Annotated in this window: 6 protein-coding genes; 3 read left to right on the forward strand and 3 right to left on the reverse strand. The window is 73.1% G+C overall.

Annotation, left to right across the window (positions count from 1 at the left end):
- Positions 1-153: 153 nt before the first annotated feature.
- The 3 genes from OG580_RS33815 to OG580_RS33825 form a co-directional block, all read right to left on the reverse strand.
- Positions 154-3,408, reverse strand: coding sequence for an amino acid adenylation domain-containing protein (locus OG580_RS33815; protein WP_267047469.1), 3,255 nt, complete (start codon positions 3,406-3,408; stop codon positions 154-156).
- A complete protein-coding gene (locus tag OG580_RS33820; protein ID WP_267047470.1) occupies positions 3,405-9,011 on the reverse strand; it encodes a non-ribosomal peptide synthetase/MFS transporter in 5,607 nt (1,868 codons plus the stop codon). Before OG580_RS33820 ends, OG580_RS33815 begins: the two co-directional genes overlap by 4 nt.
- Before the next feature lie 177 nt (positions 9,012-9,188).
- Complete coding sequence (locus OG580_RS33825) at positions 9,189-12,305, reverse strand: amino acid adenylation domain-containing protein (RefSeq protein WP_267047471.1); 3,117 nt, start codon at positions 12,303-12,305, stop codon at positions 9,189-9,191.
- A 569-nt stretch (positions 12,306-12,874) separates the two neighbouring features.
- Here OG580_RS33825 and OG580_RS33830 point away from each other — a divergent pair.
- From OG580_RS33830 to OG580_RS33840, 3 genes are read left to right on the forward strand one after another with little or no spacing between them, the layout of a single operon-like run.
- Complete coding sequence (locus OG580_RS33830) at positions 12,875-13,816, forward strand: hypothetical protein (RefSeq protein WP_267047472.1); 942 nt, start codon at positions 12,875-12,877, stop codon at positions 13,814-13,816.
- Positions 13,804-15,003 (forward strand): sensor histidine kinase, encoded by a 1,200-nt coding sequence (locus tag OG580_RS33835; RefSeq protein WP_267047473.1) that lies wholly within the window; start codon positions 13,804-13,806, stop codon positions 15,001-15,003. The genes OG580_RS33830 and OG580_RS33835 overlap by 13 nt, the downstream gene beginning before the upstream one ends.
- Positions 15,000-15,659, forward strand: coding sequence for a response regulator transcription factor (locus OG580_RS33840; protein WP_267047474.1), 660 nt, complete (start codon positions 15,000-15,002; stop codon positions 15,657-15,659). Before OG580_RS33835 ends, OG580_RS33840 begins: the two co-directional genes overlap by 4 nt.
- Positions 15,660-15,710: the final 51 nt, after the last annotated feature.

Below are 15,710 nucleotides of genomic sequence, written 5' to 3' on the forward strand. Positions count from 1 at the left end.
GCTGTGCCGAGGGGTCGGCGGCTGGTGAGGCTGTCGCGCCTCGGTGGTCCGCAAGAGGGAGCGGACCACACGGGGAACCGGCCGTGGAGTCCGAGCACGGCTGCTCGGACTCCACGGCATCGACGAGAGCCGTACCGGGATCCGAACGCGGAGTCAGTCCAGCCGGTCGGCGGCCTCCTCCTCGCTGAGGGCGTCGATCTCGGCGATCAGCAGTGCCTCGACCCGGGCCGCGAGGGCTGCCGGGGTGGGGCTCTCGAAGACGTCGCGGATCGGCACGTCGAGGCCGACGTCGGCCCGGATGCGGGCGGCGACCCTGGTGACCAGGAGCGAGTCCCCGCCGAGGGCGAGGAAGTCGTCCAGCACGCCGACCTTCGGTACGCCGAGCACCTCCTGCCAGAGATCGACCACCAGGGCCTCGGCCTCGGTACGGGGCGCGAGGTACTCGGCGGCCGCGCCCGCCGGGTCCGGGTCGGGCAGAGCCGCGGCATCGAGCTTGCCGTTGACGGTGAGCGGGAGGGTGTCGAGCAGCACCACGGCGTCCGGCACCATGAAGGCCGGCAGCCGCAGCGCCACGTGTTCGCGCAGTTCGCCCGCCTGCGGAGCGGCGGCGGACCGCTGTCCTGCGGTCGGCCGCAGGACGGCATAGGCGATCAGCCTGCGGCCGTCGCGGACCACCACGGCCGCACGGCCGACGGCCGGGTGGGCGGTGAGGGCGGCCTCGATCTCGGCGGGCTCGATCCGGTATCCGCGGATCTTCACCTGGTCGTCGGCGCGACCGAGGAACTCCAGCTGCCCGTCGGTGCGCCACCGGACGCGGTCGCCGGTGCGGTACATCCGGCCGTCCGGGGCGTCGGCGAACGGATCCGGCAGGAAGGCCTCCGCCGTCAGCTCGGGCCGGTTCAGGTACCCACGGGCGAGGCCGCTGCCGCCGATGTACAGCTCGCCCTCGGATCCGGCGGGCAGCAGGCTGCCGCGCTCGTCCAGGACGTAGAGCCGTACCCCCGGCAGCGGACGGCCGAGCGGCGGGCGCTGCTGGGCGGCGGGTCCGCCGACGGGGCGGCCGCCGAGATCGCCCGCGGTGACGATGACGGTGGCCTCGGTCGGGCCGTAGGTGTTGACCAGCCGTACGGTGTCGCCGTGCCGCTCCCGCCACTGGGCGAGGGTGACGGCGCGTGCCTCGGAACCGCCGAGGACCACCAGACGCAGCGCCGGCGGCCACGGGGTCAGGTCTCCGAGTGAGACCAGTTCCTGCCAGTACGCGGTGGGCAGGTCGAGTACGGTGACGGACCGTCCGGCCTCGCCGCGCAGCAGGTCGGGCAGGGTCCGGCCGCCGCCGGGCAGCAGGACGACGCAGGCGCCCGCGGTGAGGGCGGGCCAGATCTCCTCGGCGTGGGTGTCGAAGCCGATGGAGGCGAACTGGACGATCCGGTCGCCCGGCCCGAGCCGGTATCCGTCCGGTCCGGCCATCCACCGGACGCGCTCGGCCAGGGCGGCGTGTTCGACGGCGACGCCCTTGGGGGCGCCGGTGGAGCCCGAGGTGTAGAGGACGTACGCGAGGCCGTCCGGTTCGGTCCCGGGCAGCGCGGCCCCTGCGGACCCCGTACTCCCGGGCTCGGCGCCGGCGGCTCCGGCCCGCCCGGCCTCGGCGCTCGGATCGCCGACGGCCAGCACCGGGACCCCCAGCTCCGGACGCTCGCCTCCGGTGAGCAGCAGGGCGGCGTCCGCCTCGTCGAGCATCAGCCGCTGGCGCTGGGCCGGGTGCGCGGGGTCGAGCGGCAGATAGCCGGCGCCGGCCTTCCAGATCGCCAGCAGGGCGGTGACCAGGTCGAAGGAGGGCTCGATCCGGACGCCCACCGCACGGCCGGCGACCGGACCCAGTCGATGAGCCAACTCATCGGAGGCGCGATCGAGTTCGGCGTACGTGAGGACGCTTCCCGCGCACTCGAGAGCGGGAGCGTCGGGGCGGGCGGCGACGTGGTCGGCGAAACCGCGCAGGATCGGGCGGGCGTCCTCGGCGACGGCGGGTCCGGCGCCGAGGGCGAGCAGCGTGGCGCGCTCCTCGCCGGCCAGTAGCCAGTCACCGTGCAGCGGGACCTCCACGTCCTCGACGGCTCGGGCGAGCAGGTCGCGGACCCGGCGTGCCAGGGCCTCGACCGTGGCGCGCTCGAAGAGCTCCCGGTCGAAGCAGAACGAGAGCGTCATCCCGCCATCCGGTGTGCGCCAACTGTCCAGCAGCAGATCGGTCTTGGACCGATCGAAGCCGGAGTCCATGCTCGCCGTCCGGACGCCTGCGGGCAGTTCGGTCCGCTCGTCGGCGCCGGCCAGTTGGTACTGGCTCTGGTGGACGAACACCGCCTGGTAGAGGGGGCCGACGCCGGGCAGCACGGGCAGCCCCAGTGCGGCGGCCACCCGCTCGACCGGGACGTCCTGATGGGTCAGCGCGGCCATCGTGGCGGAACGCACCCGGCGCAGCACGGTGCGGAAGTCGGGGTCGCCGGTGAGGTCGGCGCGGATCACCCCGGTACGCGAGAAGTAGCCGAGCAGGGCTTCGTGGGCGGTCTCGTTGCGGCCGGCCAGCGGGGTGCCGACGGCGAAGTCGTAGCTGCCGCTCCAGCGTGCCAGCACGCACTGGTAGGCGGCGAGCAGCACCATGAACGGGGTGCAGCGCTGCTCGCGGGCCAGGGCGTCGAGTCCGGCGACGAGGTCGGACCCGAGGGCGAGGTCGGCGAAGCCGGCCGGGTGGGCGGGCTCGGCGGGCCTGGGGTGGTCCAGCGGCATCCGCAGGGCGCCGACGCCGGCCAGCCCTCCGCTCCAGTACCGGAACGCCTCCTCGGCCGCACCGCCGTCCAGCCTGGCCCGTTCGGCGACCGCGAAGTCGCCGAACTGGAGCTTGAGCTCCGGCAGTTCGGCCGGGCCCTCGCCGATCTCCTCGCGGTACAACGCGAGCAGTTCACGCCACAGCACGGTGAACGACCAGCCGTCGGAGACGATGTGGTGGACCACCACGCTCAGGGCGTGCTCGTGCTCGCCTGCGCTGACCAGGACGGCCCGCAGCGGCGGGCGCTCGCCCAAGTCGAAGGGCGTGTTGACGAAGGGGGCGCAGGCCGCGGTGAAGGACTCCTCCGCGGCGTCCGGTATCGGGACCAGGGTGAGTTCGACGTCCCGTACGGGCTCCACGAGTTGGACGGGCTGCTCGCCGTCCAGGGCGAACCGGGTACGCAGCACCCGGTGCCGTGCGGTGAGCCGGGTGAGCGCCGAGCCCAGCGCCCGCGGGTCGATCGGGCCGCTCCAGCGTCGGTTCAGGTACATGTTGAACCCGGCGTCCTCCGGGTTCAGTTGCTGGAGGAACCAGAGGCGGCGCTGCTCGTCGGTCAGCGGATGGCGGGCGATCGGGGTCGGGGAGGTCATGCGTTCATCTCGCTTTTCGCGCGGGCCTGCAGGGTCTCCAGGCCGATCAGGTCGTCGGACTCGGCGTCCGGGACGTCCCGGTCGAAGCGGGCAAGGACGGGAATGCAGAGACTGATCAGGACCAGGGCGGCCATGGCGAGGCCGAACACCAGATAGAGCAGGCCGATGCCGCGCCCCTCACCGGTGCCGATCAGCGCGCCGACGCTGGAGGCCAGCGCGCCGCCCTCGTCCATCAGGGGCTGGAGCAGCTCGGGGCCGGCCGGAGCGACCAGGGCGAAACCGATCGGCAGGGTGGACCAGGCGACCATGGTGTTCACCGCGATCACCCGGCCGTGGAAGCGCATCGGCACCTTGGTCTGGACGACCGTCGCGTATATGCCGTTGAGCAGCGCCAGCCCGTAGGTCATGCCGAACGCGCCGATGGCGACCACGGTCACCGAGGGCCGCAGGCCGGTGACGACGCAGGCGGCCGCGAGGCCGAGGGTGGCGAACAGGACGCCGCGCAGACGCATCCGGCGCGGGCCGCCCCAGACCAGCAGGGTGAGGCCGCCGAGGACGGCGCCCAGGCCGGCCGCGGTGGAGACCCAGCCCGCCGCGGCGGTCGAGGAGAAGGAGAGCACCAGCGGGGTCACGAGCAGGAAGAGCGGGGAGAGGAAGATGTTCAGCACCGCGAACCAGAACAGCATGGCCCTGAAGTGGCGACTCCCGAGAGCCCGTTGGAAGCCGGCCCGGATCTCGGCGCCGACGCTTTCGCGGCGGGCGGCGGCCATCGCGTCGGGGAAGCGCACCGCCAGGGTGACGCCGGTGGCGATCAGGTAGCTGACGACGTCGAAGACCAGGATGCCGCCGAGACCGATCACGTGCAGGATGCCGACCGCGATCAGCGGAACGAGGAACTGGGCCAGACCCAGGGCCATCTGGACCACACCGTTGGCGCGGCCGAGGAAGCGCTTGGGCACCAGCTGCGGCACGGCCGAGCCCCAGGCGACGCGCTGGAAGGCGAGCGCGGCGGAGAGCAGGGAGATCATCACGTAGCAGTGCCAGATCTCCAGCGAATCGCCGAGATACAGCACCAGCAGGACCGCCTGGGTCAGGCCGGCGGCGACGTCGCCCCACAGCATCACCCGGCGGCGGTCGCCGCGGTCGACGATGGCGCCGGCCAGCGGGGCGACCACGATGCCGGGCACCAGGCCGAAGGCGGCGAGCAGGCCGAGTTGGAACAGCGAGCCGGTCTGCAGATAGATCCAGATCGGCAGCGCGAACTCGGTCAGCGCCGAGCCGATCATCGAGAGCTGCTGGCCGGTGGCGACCGCCAGGAAGCGACCCATGGTCGGGCGGACGGGACGGCGCTCGCGGGACTTCCCCGGTGTCCCGGATCGCTCCGGCTGCCCGGGCTCCGCCTCAAGGGCCGGTGCCGTCTCGGCGGCGCCGCGGGACAGGCCTGCCAACCACCAGGTGGCGTCGGCGGTGCGTTCGTGGCGCGCCTCCTCGCCGGCGGCGATCGAGCGGTGCACCCCCGTCAGGATGTCGGCCAACTCCGCGGCGCGGTACTTGAGGTAGAAGTGGCCGGCTTCGTCCAGGACCACCACGGCGGCGGTCCCGGTGATCCGGTGCCACTCGCGGAACCGCTCCTGGTAGAACTCCGTCGCCGGATCGCGGTCGCCGCAGACGGCGATCACCGGCGCCGTGAGAGCGCCGCCCTCGCTCTCGTACAGCTCGCCGAAGTAGCGCTCGGCGCCCACGGTGCCGACCCGGCGGTTGTGCACGATCAGCCGCAGCTGCTCCTCGTCGACCTCGTCCACGTCCAGGCCCGCCGCGGCCAGGGCGTTGATCATGCCCTGGTCACTGCGCAGGCGGGCGGACAGCTCGGCGAAGCGCTCGGCCCACGCGGCGCCACGGCCCTTCGGGCGGGCGAACGGGAAGATGCCTCCGAGGTGGACGGCGTCGATCTCCCGGCCGGCCGCCTCCACCCGTCGGGCGATCTCCACGGTCAGCCGGACGCCGACCCCGCAGTGCCCGTAGAGCACCAGCGGTCCCACGACGTTCGCGACGATCTCCTCGGCGCAGAGCCGGGCGACCTCGTCGATGTCCATCGCCTCCTCGCCCAGCTCGTGGCCGGGGACGGCGATGGAGTGCAGGGCCCAGTCCGCCGGCATGGCCTCGGCGAGCGGCTTGTAGATCAGTGCGCTGCCCCCGCCGTAGGGGGCGCAGACCACACTGGCTGCCACCTCGCGGCGCTCGGGGGTGAGCAGATGCAGCAGCCGCCGCGGGCCCCGCTCGCCTTCGGGGGTGGCCACCAGTGCGGCGAGCCGACGGACCGTCGGGTACGTGAAGAGGTCCATGACGCCGACCGGGGTGGCCAGGTCGGGGAACGCCCGACGCATCCGGGCGACCACCTGGGTGGCGAGCAGCGAGTGGCCCCCGAGCTCGAAGAAGTCGTCCAGTGCGCCGACCCGGGGAAGATCCAGCAGGTCCGCCCACATGGCGGCGATCACCTGCTCGGTCTCGCCCTCGGGGTCGACATGGGCTCCGGCGGCCGGGCCGTCCACGGGCGCGGGCAGCGCCTTCCGGTCGACCTTGCCGTGGGCGAGCAGCGGCAGCCGCTCAAGCACCACGTACCGGGCCGGGACCATGTAGTCCGGCAGGACCTCGCCCAGGGTGGCGCGGAGTTCGGCGGCGGCCGGCGGTTCGCCGCCGGCGGGGCGCTCCAGGTAGGCGACGAGGTTCTGCTTGACGCCCTCGCCACGGGCCAGGACCACCGCCTGGGTGATGCCGGGCAGCGCGGTCAGCGCGGCCTCGATCTCGCCGGGCTCGACCCGGTAGCCGCGGACCTTGATCTGGTCGTCGCAGCGGCCGAGGTAGTCCAGTGCCCCGTCCGTCCGCCAGCGTGCCAGGTCACCGGTGCGGTACATCCGCGGACCGCCGCCGCTCCCCGCGGCGTCCCGGCCGGTTCCGGACGGATCGGCCCCGGACGGGTCCGCGCCCGCCGGGACGGCGTACGGATCGGGCAGGAACCGCTCGGCCGTCAGGTCCGGCCGCCCGAGGTAGCCACGGGCCAGCCGGTCCCCGCCCAGGTACAACTCACCCGTGACTCCCGGCGGAACGGGGTTGCGGGCCTCGTCCAGCACGTAGCAGCGCCCGCCGGCCAGCGGGCTGCCGATCGGGGTGCTGCCCGGCGCGTCCGGGCCGTCGGCGGTGACCTCGTGGACGGTCATCCCCACCGTCGCCTCGGTCGGCCCGTAGTGGTTGAACACCGCGCACCGGCCCAGCGCGGCGATGCCCGCCGCCCAGGACCGACTGCTGGCCTCGCCGCCGAGGACCAGCGCACGGCGCGGCAGCAGCCGCTCAAGCGGTGCGTCAGCGGTCAGCGCGGCCAGGTGGGAGGGCGTCATCTTCAGGTAGTCGATGCCGGCCCGCTCGATCTCCGAGGCCAGTTCCACGCCCGCGATCCGGCGCGGCAGCAGGTGCACCCGGCCGCCGGTCGTGAGCGCCAGGTAGAGCATGGTCATGCTGAAGTCGAAGGAGAGCGACTGCAACAGCCCGAAGGAGGCCCCGGGCTCGATCCGCAGACGATCGCCCGCGCCCGCAAGGTAGTTGAGGACCTGGCGGTGCTGCACCGCGACGCCCTTGGGCGCGCCGGTGGAGCCCGAGGTGTAGATCACGTACGCGAGGTGGTCGGCGCCGGAGACCTCCTCCAGCGGTGCCCCGTCCCACTCCGCAGCGTCGGTGCCGTCGTCGGTCAGCAGGTCGACCGCCGGGTGATCGCCGAACCGCGGTCGCAGCACGGTGTCGGTGATCAGGACCGTGGCTCCGGCGTCGGCGACCAGGTGGGCGAGCCGGGCGGGGGGCTGCTCGGGGTCGAGCGGCAGGTATCCGCCGCCGGCCTTGAGGACGGCGACCAGGGCGATCGCCAGCTCGGCGGACTGCTCCAGGCAGACGGCCACCCGGTCGTCCGCACCCACGCCCAGCGTGCGTAGGCGTCGGGCCATGGCGTTGGCGCGGCGGTCGAGGTCACCGTAGGTCAGCGTGCGGTCCTCGAAGACCAGCGCCGAGGCCTCGGGCGTCAGGGCCGCCGTCCGGGTCAGCGCCTGGGTGAGCGTGGCGGGACCGCCGTCCGGAAGGGCGGGACCGACGGCCCAGGTCTCCAGCACGGCCGTCCGCTCGGCCGCGGTGAGCAGCGGGAGCCGGTCGACCGGCAGCGCGGGGTCGGCGACGCCGGCCGCGGTCAGCAGCTCGAACCGCTCGGCGAAGCGCTCGACGGTGTCGGCGTCGAAGAGGTCGGTGCGGTAGGTGAACAGACCGTAGAGGCCGCCGTCCGACTCCTCCCGCATGTAGAGGGCGAGGTCGGCGTGGGTCGTGGTGGCCTCGTAGCCGAAGCCCTCGGAGTCCAGGCCCGCGGCGGGGGTGGTGGCGCGGTCGCCGTAGTTCTGGAAGGCGAAGGTGGTCTGGAAGACGGCGGCGCGGCTGACGTCGCGTTCCACCGCGAGATCGTTGACCATCTGCTCGAACGGAATCTCCTGGTGCGCGTACGCATCGAGCGTGGTCTCGCGGACCCGGCTGATCAGCCGGCCGAAGTCGAGCTCGGCGGAGAGCCGGGCGCGGATCGGCAGCATGTTGACGAACGCACCCACCACGCCTTCGAGTTCACGATGGAGACGGCCGGCGACGGCGGAGCCGACGGCGAAGTCGCGCTGGCCGGCGTGCCGGCCCAGCAGAGCCTGGAACGCGGCCATCAGCACCATGTACGTGGAGGCGCCGTGGGCCCGCGCCACTGCGCCGATCCGGCGGGAGAGTTCGGGGCTCCAGCGGAACTCGGTCGCGGCCCCGTCGAAGGTGAAGAGCGGTGGGCGGGGCCGGTCGGAGGGCAGCTCCAGGGCCGGGACGCCGTCGAGCTCGCCGCGCCAGTACGCACGCGAGGCGTCGAGCTGCCCGTTCTCCAGACGGTCCCGCTGCCAGGCCGCGTAGTCCCCGAACTGGACGTCGAGCGAAGGCAGTTCACCCGAAGAGTCGTGGGCGTGATGGGCGTAGCGGATGTCGAGCTCGCGGTTGAGGAGGTCGATCGACCAGCCGTCGCAGATGATGTGGTGCATCACCAGGGCGAGGACGTGGTCGTCCTCGGCGATGCGGACCACCAGGGCGCGCAGCAGCGGACCGACCTGGAGGTCGAAGGGTTCCGCGATCAGCGCGCCGAGTTCGGCGGCGGCGCGCGCCTCCGGGTTCGGGTCCGCGGTGGCATCCAGGTGCAGGGCGGTGAACGGCGCGGGCTCGGCGACCCGCACCTCGGCGGTGCCGGCCTCGGTGGTGCGGAAGGTCATCCGCAGGCTCTCGTGCCGGGCCACCAGGTCGGTCAGCGCGGCGTCCAGCGCGGCGCGGTCGAAGGTGCCCCGGAACCGGCGGGCCGGTGCCAGCGTGTAGGCCGTGGAGCCGGGAGCGAACTGGTCCATGAACCAGAGCCGTTCCTGACCGCTGGAGAGCGGCGGTGCGGTGTCCGCCGGGCGGGGGTCCACCACCCGGGCGGGGGCTGCGGCGCCGCGCAGCCGCTGGCTGAGCAGGGCGCGCTTGGCTGCGGACCAGCCGGTGGGCAGGTCCTGGGTATCCGTCATCGGGTTCCTGTTCGGGCGTACGGCGGGGGAGTCGGAGGGTGCGGGGCACGGACGTGCGGGAACGGAGGGTGCGGGCACGGAGGTTGTGGGCATGGAGGGGCCGGGCGCGGAGGTCGTGGGCACAGGAGGGGCCGGGCACGGCCGAGCGGCCTGTGCCCGGCGAAACGGGCGCGGGGCCTACTGACGCTCGCGGACCGCGGCGGCGATACCGGCAGGGGTCGGGACGTCGAAGAAGACGTCGAAGTCCACTTCCACGCCGAGCGCGTCGCGGATCCGAGCAGCGATCTGAATCACCGTCAGTGAGTGCCCGCCGAGGTCGAACAGGTCATCCTCGGGGCCGACATCGGGCAGGTTCAGCACCTCGGCCCAGATCCGGCGGACCGTCCCGGTCGTCTCGTCGCCGGTATCGGCGGCCTGGGGCACCGGAGCCTCGCGTGCCGGTACCGGCAGGGCCCGCCGGTCCAGCTTGCCGTTCGGGGTGAGCGGCAGACGTTCCATGGTGAGCCAGCGCTGCGGCGCCATCGCGGCCGGCAGCGTACGCAACAGGTGGTCGCGCAGGTCGGCGGGGGCGGGCGACCGGGCGCCGGCAACCGGGACCAGGTAGCCGGCCAGGAAGGGCTCCCCGTCTTCCTCGGTGTGGACGGCGACGGCGGCCTGGGCGAGGGCCGGGTGCTCCAGGAGGGCGGACTCGATCTCGCCGAGTTCGATCCGGTGACCGCGGATCTTGACCTGGTCGTCGATCCGGCCGAGGAAGTCGAGGTCGCCGTCGGGTGTCCGAACGGCCTGGTCTCCGGTGCGGTAGAGCCGGGTGCCGGGCGGGCCGAACGGGTTCGGTACGAAGCGTTCGTCGGTGAGTTCGGGTCGGCCGAGGTAGCCGTGAGCGACGCCGTCCCCGCCGATCAGCAGCTCTCCGGGGATGCCGAGCGGGGTGGGGCGCAGCTGCTCGTCGACGACGTAGGTCTGGGTGTTGGCGATCGGGTGGCCGATCCGGACCTGTTCGGGTTCGGCCGGGAGCTCGGCGCAGGTGGACCAGATGGTGGTCTCGGTGGGCCCGTACACATTGAACAGCCGGGCGGTGCGCGCGCGCAGTTCGCGGGCGAGCGGGAGCGGAAGCGCCTCGCCGCCGGCCAGGCCGGTGACGGAGGTGAGCGCGTCGACGCCGGTTCCCGCCGTGAGCATGACCCGCCATCCGGACGGGGTGGCCTGGACGTGGGTGACGCCCTCGGCGCCGATCAGCGAGAGCAGTCCGGGGCCGTCGACGGCGAGACCGTCCGGGGCCAGGACCAGGCGGCCACCGGTGATCAGTGGCAGGTAGAGCTCCAGCGCGGAGATGTCGAACGAGAGCGAGGTCAAGCCGAGCCAGGCGTGCCGAGGGCCGGAACCGAGCCGGTCGGCGAAGGAGGTGAGCAGGTTGACCAACGCCCGGTGGCCGACCGCGACGCCCTTGGGGCGGCCCGTGGAGCCGGAGGTGTAGAGGACGTACGCCACGTCGTCCGGACCGGGGGCGAGATCGGGGGCGGCGTCGGGGGCGGCCTCGGCCGGCTCCTGCGCCGATGGCGCCGGGAGCCGCAGGACCGCGGGGGCGGCTTCGGCGACCACGGGCGAGGGCTCGCGGTCGGCGAGCACCAGAACGGCTCCGGAGTCGCGCAGGACGAGGGCGAGGCGCTCGGCCGGATAGCCGGGGTCCAGCGGCAGGTACGCCGCGCCGGTGGCGAGGGTGGCGAGCAGCGCGGCGGGCAGGTCGGAGGTGCGGTCCAGGTGGAGAGCGACCAGATCGCCGGGCCGGACGCCCCCGGCACGCAGTACTGCCGCCAACTGATCGGTACGGAGAAGTAGTTCGCGGTAGCTGAGGTGGCGGCCGGCAGCGCTGACCGCGATCGCGTCGGGGGTGGCGGCGACCTGGGCGCGGACCAGGTCGAGCACGGTCCGATCGGCCGGATAGGGCCGGTCGGTGGCGTTCGGCGCGGTGGTGACGGCCCGGAGTTCGTCGGCGTCCAGGAGCGGCAGGTCCAGCAGCCGGGTACCGGGCGCGGCGACCGCACCGGCGAGCAGGGTGGCGTAGTGGCCGGCGATCCGGCGGGCGGCGGCCGGGGTGATCACGGCCGCGTCGTACTGGAGACTGAAGTCGATGCCGCCCCCCGGGGTGTCGGGAGTGTCGGGGGCCTCCACGATCTGGAGGTGGAGCGTGTTTCGGGCGGTGCGGTTGTACACGGCCCAGGCGATCCGGGCGCCGGTGTCGGCGAAGTCCGGGTCCGGTCCGCGCCGGCGGTAGCCGAGCGAGACCGCGGTCAGGCCGACGCGGGGGCCCAGTCCGGCGACGGCGGCGCCGAAGGGCACGCTGCGGTACGGGTATCCGGCCCGCAGCTCGCCCCGCACGGCGGCGGCGAAGGCGGTGAAGGTCTGTGACGCATCGGCCGCCGGTGCGTGGACGGGGAGTTCATTGACGAACATCCCTATTTCCCCGCTGAGTTCCGGCGTCCGCGTGGAGAGTGGAACGGACACCGGGACCGCCTCGCCGCCGTAGCGGCGCAGCAGCCCGTGCAGGGCCGCGAGCAGGAACTCGAAGACCGTGGTGCCGGCGAGGGTGGCCGCGGCGGCCAACTCACCGGCCTCGACGCCTTCGAGACGCCACTCGACCGCCTCACCGACCCCGGCCCCGACCCCGGCCGGGGTGCGCGGCGCGCCGGGGAGGACCGGTTCGGTGGCGGTGGCCCAACGCGGCCCGTACCACTCGGCAGCCCGCCGTACGGTGTCCGGTTCCGCTGTCGCTGCTCTCGCCGCCGTCGCCGTGGCCGGTGCGGTGGTCACAGGCAGGGGCGCCGAGCCGTACGCCGCCGCGAGGTCCCGAGTCAGGACGTCCTTGGAGTTGCCGTCGAAGACCGCGTGGTGAGCGGTGACCAGCAGCTCGGCGCTCCCGTCGGCGCGCTGGTGCAGGGTGAAACGGCTGAGCGGACCGGTCTCCAGAGCGAACGGACGAGCGGCTTCCTCCTCCAGACGCTTCTCCAATTCGGCCTCGTCCGCGGGTGCTTCGAGCCTCACCAGTTCGGGACGTCGCGCCGCGGGTTCCTGCCAGACCTGGCCGTCACGCTCCATCAGACGGGCGGCAAGGGCCGGATGACGCCTGGTCACGGCATCCACCGCGCGGACCAGCGCCGCCGTGTCGACCCGGTCGAAGGAGATCCGCACGGGCATGTGGAACGCCTCGCGCGCCAGCCCCAGCCGATCGGTCAGCCAGACCCCCTGCTGAGCCGGGGAGGCCGGAAATCGGTCGGGCAGGGAGAGGACTTCGGACATCGGCGGCTCACTTAGGACGTCGGAGCAGAGTGGAGGAGCAGCACGGGTGAACGTGCGGACGCGGGCTACCGCACGTCGGTGCTTCGGACGCCGACGGCGGTCTGTGGCAGCGGGGTTCGGTGACGGCATCGGCCGCCGTGTGACGCAGGCCCACCCCCCGTGGACCGGCCGACGGCCGTGAGCGGTCTGGGCCGCCGGACATTCCAGGATGCCCCGAGGCGTCTGGTATCTCCGGCCCCGCCCGATGAAGACCATTGGTCCAGACCTGTCGAGAGATTCGCACACCGCCAAAGCACCGTCAAGAGTCGTCCACCGCCCGGAATCAGCCTCCATGTCCGCACCGAGCTCTACCGACTTGCACCCAAACATCCGTGTGTATGATCGGCTCTGACTGTGCGTCAACATCCATGCGTCCAAGGGGAGATCGACCGCTTCCCGGACCGCCTCCATGCCGCCGTCCGGTCGTGCGGCCTGTCACCCACCGAGTGGAGCGATCTCTGCCTCAGGTCGTACCGCGTCGAGACTTCAGACAGATGCGCCCAGGGTGCTGCGGCAGCCACGGTGGCCGCATGACGAACGACAACGTGATGACACCTGCGGCCGGGTCCAGGCCCGTGCCCGTGGCCGTGAGTGCCGTGGGCGCCGCCGCTACCCTCGTGGCCTGTACCGTCCAGCCCTACCTGCCCGGCGGGCGGGACTACCTCAGTTCCCTGGGCATCGTCCCGGACTGGGCGCCCTGGGCCGCGGGCGTCCTGGGACTCGGCGTGGCGCTCGCCATCGCGCGTGGGGTGGCGCGGCGGCCCGTGGTGACGGTGGGCTGGATGGCGTCCGTGCTGCTGCTGTGGGCTGCGGTCGGTGTCGTCTTCGACGCCTTCCGTGCCTTCTTCTGGGTCACCGGTATCCCCGCCGGTGACTTCGCGCAGGTCGACTGGCCCGGGTTCCTGACACGAGCGGTGGCGTTCGTCGCGGCCGTGGCGCTGGCAAGGGTCGTACTGGCGTACCAGCGAGTGACGGGCGCCGGTTGCGACAGGTGCGGCCGCACGGCAGGCGCGGTGGCGTGGCAGGCGGTCTGGCCGGGATACGCGGCCTGCGCGGCGGCGTGCGTGTATCCGGCGGTGAAGCTCTACTGGTGGCTGGGCGGTGAGTTCGGCCGTTCCGCGGACTTCAAGGAGACCGGCGCCCCGGTCATGTCGGCGCTTCTCCTGGCCGGGAGCGTGCTGCTCGCTCTGGCGCTGGTACGGCCGTGGGGCCGCAGGCTCCCTCGGTGGATGCCGCTGCTCGCCGGATGGACCCTGGCCTCCGCGCACATCCTGCAGGGTCTGATCCCGGTCTTCGCCGGCGTCAACCGCATGCTCGGCGGACCCGAGCTGCCGTTCGGGTCCGAGGGCGACGACTTCCTCGTCATCATGGCCGTGTACGGCAGCTGGTCACTGTTCGGCCTCTCACTCGCCGGGGCCGTCCTCTCGTACGGGCGCCGCACCAGGACGGAGTGCACGCAGTGCGGCTACTGACACCACGTCCCGCTCCGAGGGACATCCTGCTCGCGGCCGCCGTCGCCGTGCCGGTCGGCGCCTGGTCCCTGACACTGCTGTGGCTGGCGGTACCGAGGAGCCGACTGCTGCCGCTCGCTATCGCGGTACTCGTCGGACATGGCGCCCTGGCCTGGCGACGCGTCGCGCCGACGCTGTCGTTCGCCGTGGTCACCGCGGCGGGAACCGCGCAACTCGCCGGAGCCGGAGGGCTGCCGCTGCTGCCCTCACTGCTGGTCTTCCCGATCGCGCTGTACGCCTACGCGGTCCATGGGGGAGACCGGTCCCGGCTCGTCGCCCTGGCCGTCGGCGCGATGGCAGCCGTCACGGCCGCGGTCTGGGCCGCCGCCGCAGGACCCGGACGGATGCCGGTCCCGGCGGCGTACTTGGGCGGCCTGCTCCTGGCCGTGGTAGCGGTCGCGGTCAGTCTCGGCGCGTACCGCCGTATGCAACTGGCCTACACCGAAGAGTTGTTGGCCCGCGCCGCACGTGCCGAGGCCGACCGCGAGGAACGGGCCCGCAACGCCGTGCTGAGCGAACGGGCGCGTGTCTCACGGGAGATGCACGACGTCATCGCCCACTCCCTGTCGGTGATCGTCAGCCAGGCCCAGGGAGGCCGCTACGCGGCGCGCACGAGGCCCGAGCGCGCCGCCGAGGTGCTCGGGCGGATCGAGGAGACCGGACGGCAGGCACTGACCGACATGCGCGGGTTGCTCGGGGTCCTGCGCTCCGGCACTCCCGAGGCCACGGAGGGCTGGGATCCACAACCCGGGCTCGCGGAAGTGCCGATGCTGCTGGACCGGGTCAGAGCCGCCGGGCTGACGGTGGATCACACGGTGAGCGGGGAGCCGTACCCGATGAGCGCTGCGGCCGGGCTGGTCGTGCACCGCGTGGTGCAGGAGGCTCTGACGAACACCTTGAAGCATGCGGGGCGCGACGCCCGGGCCCGGATACGGTTCGACTGGTCGGGCGGGGCGCTCGTGGTCGAGGTCAGCGACAACGGACACGGGCCGGGCGTGAGCGACGGGGCGGGGCAGGGGCTGATCGGGATGCGCGAGCGGCTGGCGGTGGTCGGTGGCACGGTGCACACCGGTCCTGCGGGCGAGGACGGCCGCGGCTTTCTGGTTCGGGCACGGCTGCCGCGGCAAGGGGGAGGGGAGACGCGATGACGATCCGGGTGGTCTTCGTGGACGACCAGGTGATGGTGCGGGACGGCTTCGTCATGGTGGTCGAGTCGCAGGACGACATGGAAGTCGTCGGCGAGGCGGGTGACGGCGTCGAGGCGCTGGATCTGCTCGCCGGCCGCCGTGCCGACATCGTTCTGATGGACGTCCGCATGCCCCGACTCGACGGGGTGGAGGCGACCCGAAGGCTGTTGGCCCGCCCTGACGCGCCGAAGGTGATCGTCCTGACCACCTTCGACCTCGACGAGCACGCCTTCGCCGCACTCCAGGCCGGGGCGAGTGGCTTTCTGGTGAAGGACGCGCCGGCCGAGGACCTGCTCGCGGCGATCCGTACCGTGCACCGCGGCGATGCGGTGATCGCCCCCTCCACCACGCGCCGCCTGCTCGACCACGTGGCCGCTGACCTCCCGGTAGGACACGGTGCGGGGGACCCGGTCGCGTCGCTCACGGACCGGGAGCGCGATGTGCTGCTGCTGATCGCGCGCGGCGCCTCCAACGCGACGATCGCTCGTCACCTGTTTCTCTCCGAGGGAACGGTGAAGACCCACGTCGGACGCATCCTGGCCAAGCTGGGGCTGCGCGACCGGGTACAGGCGGTGATCTACGCATACGAGCACCGCTTGATCCGGATCGGTTCCTGACTGCGGAAACCGGGCTCCCGGGGCGGGTACTCCGCATGGACGACGGTGCGA

The organism is Streptomyces sp. NBC_00094, from assembly GCF_026343125.1.
Classification (GTDB): Bacteria; Actinomycetota; Actinomycetes; order Streptomycetales; family Streptomycetaceae; genus Streptomyces.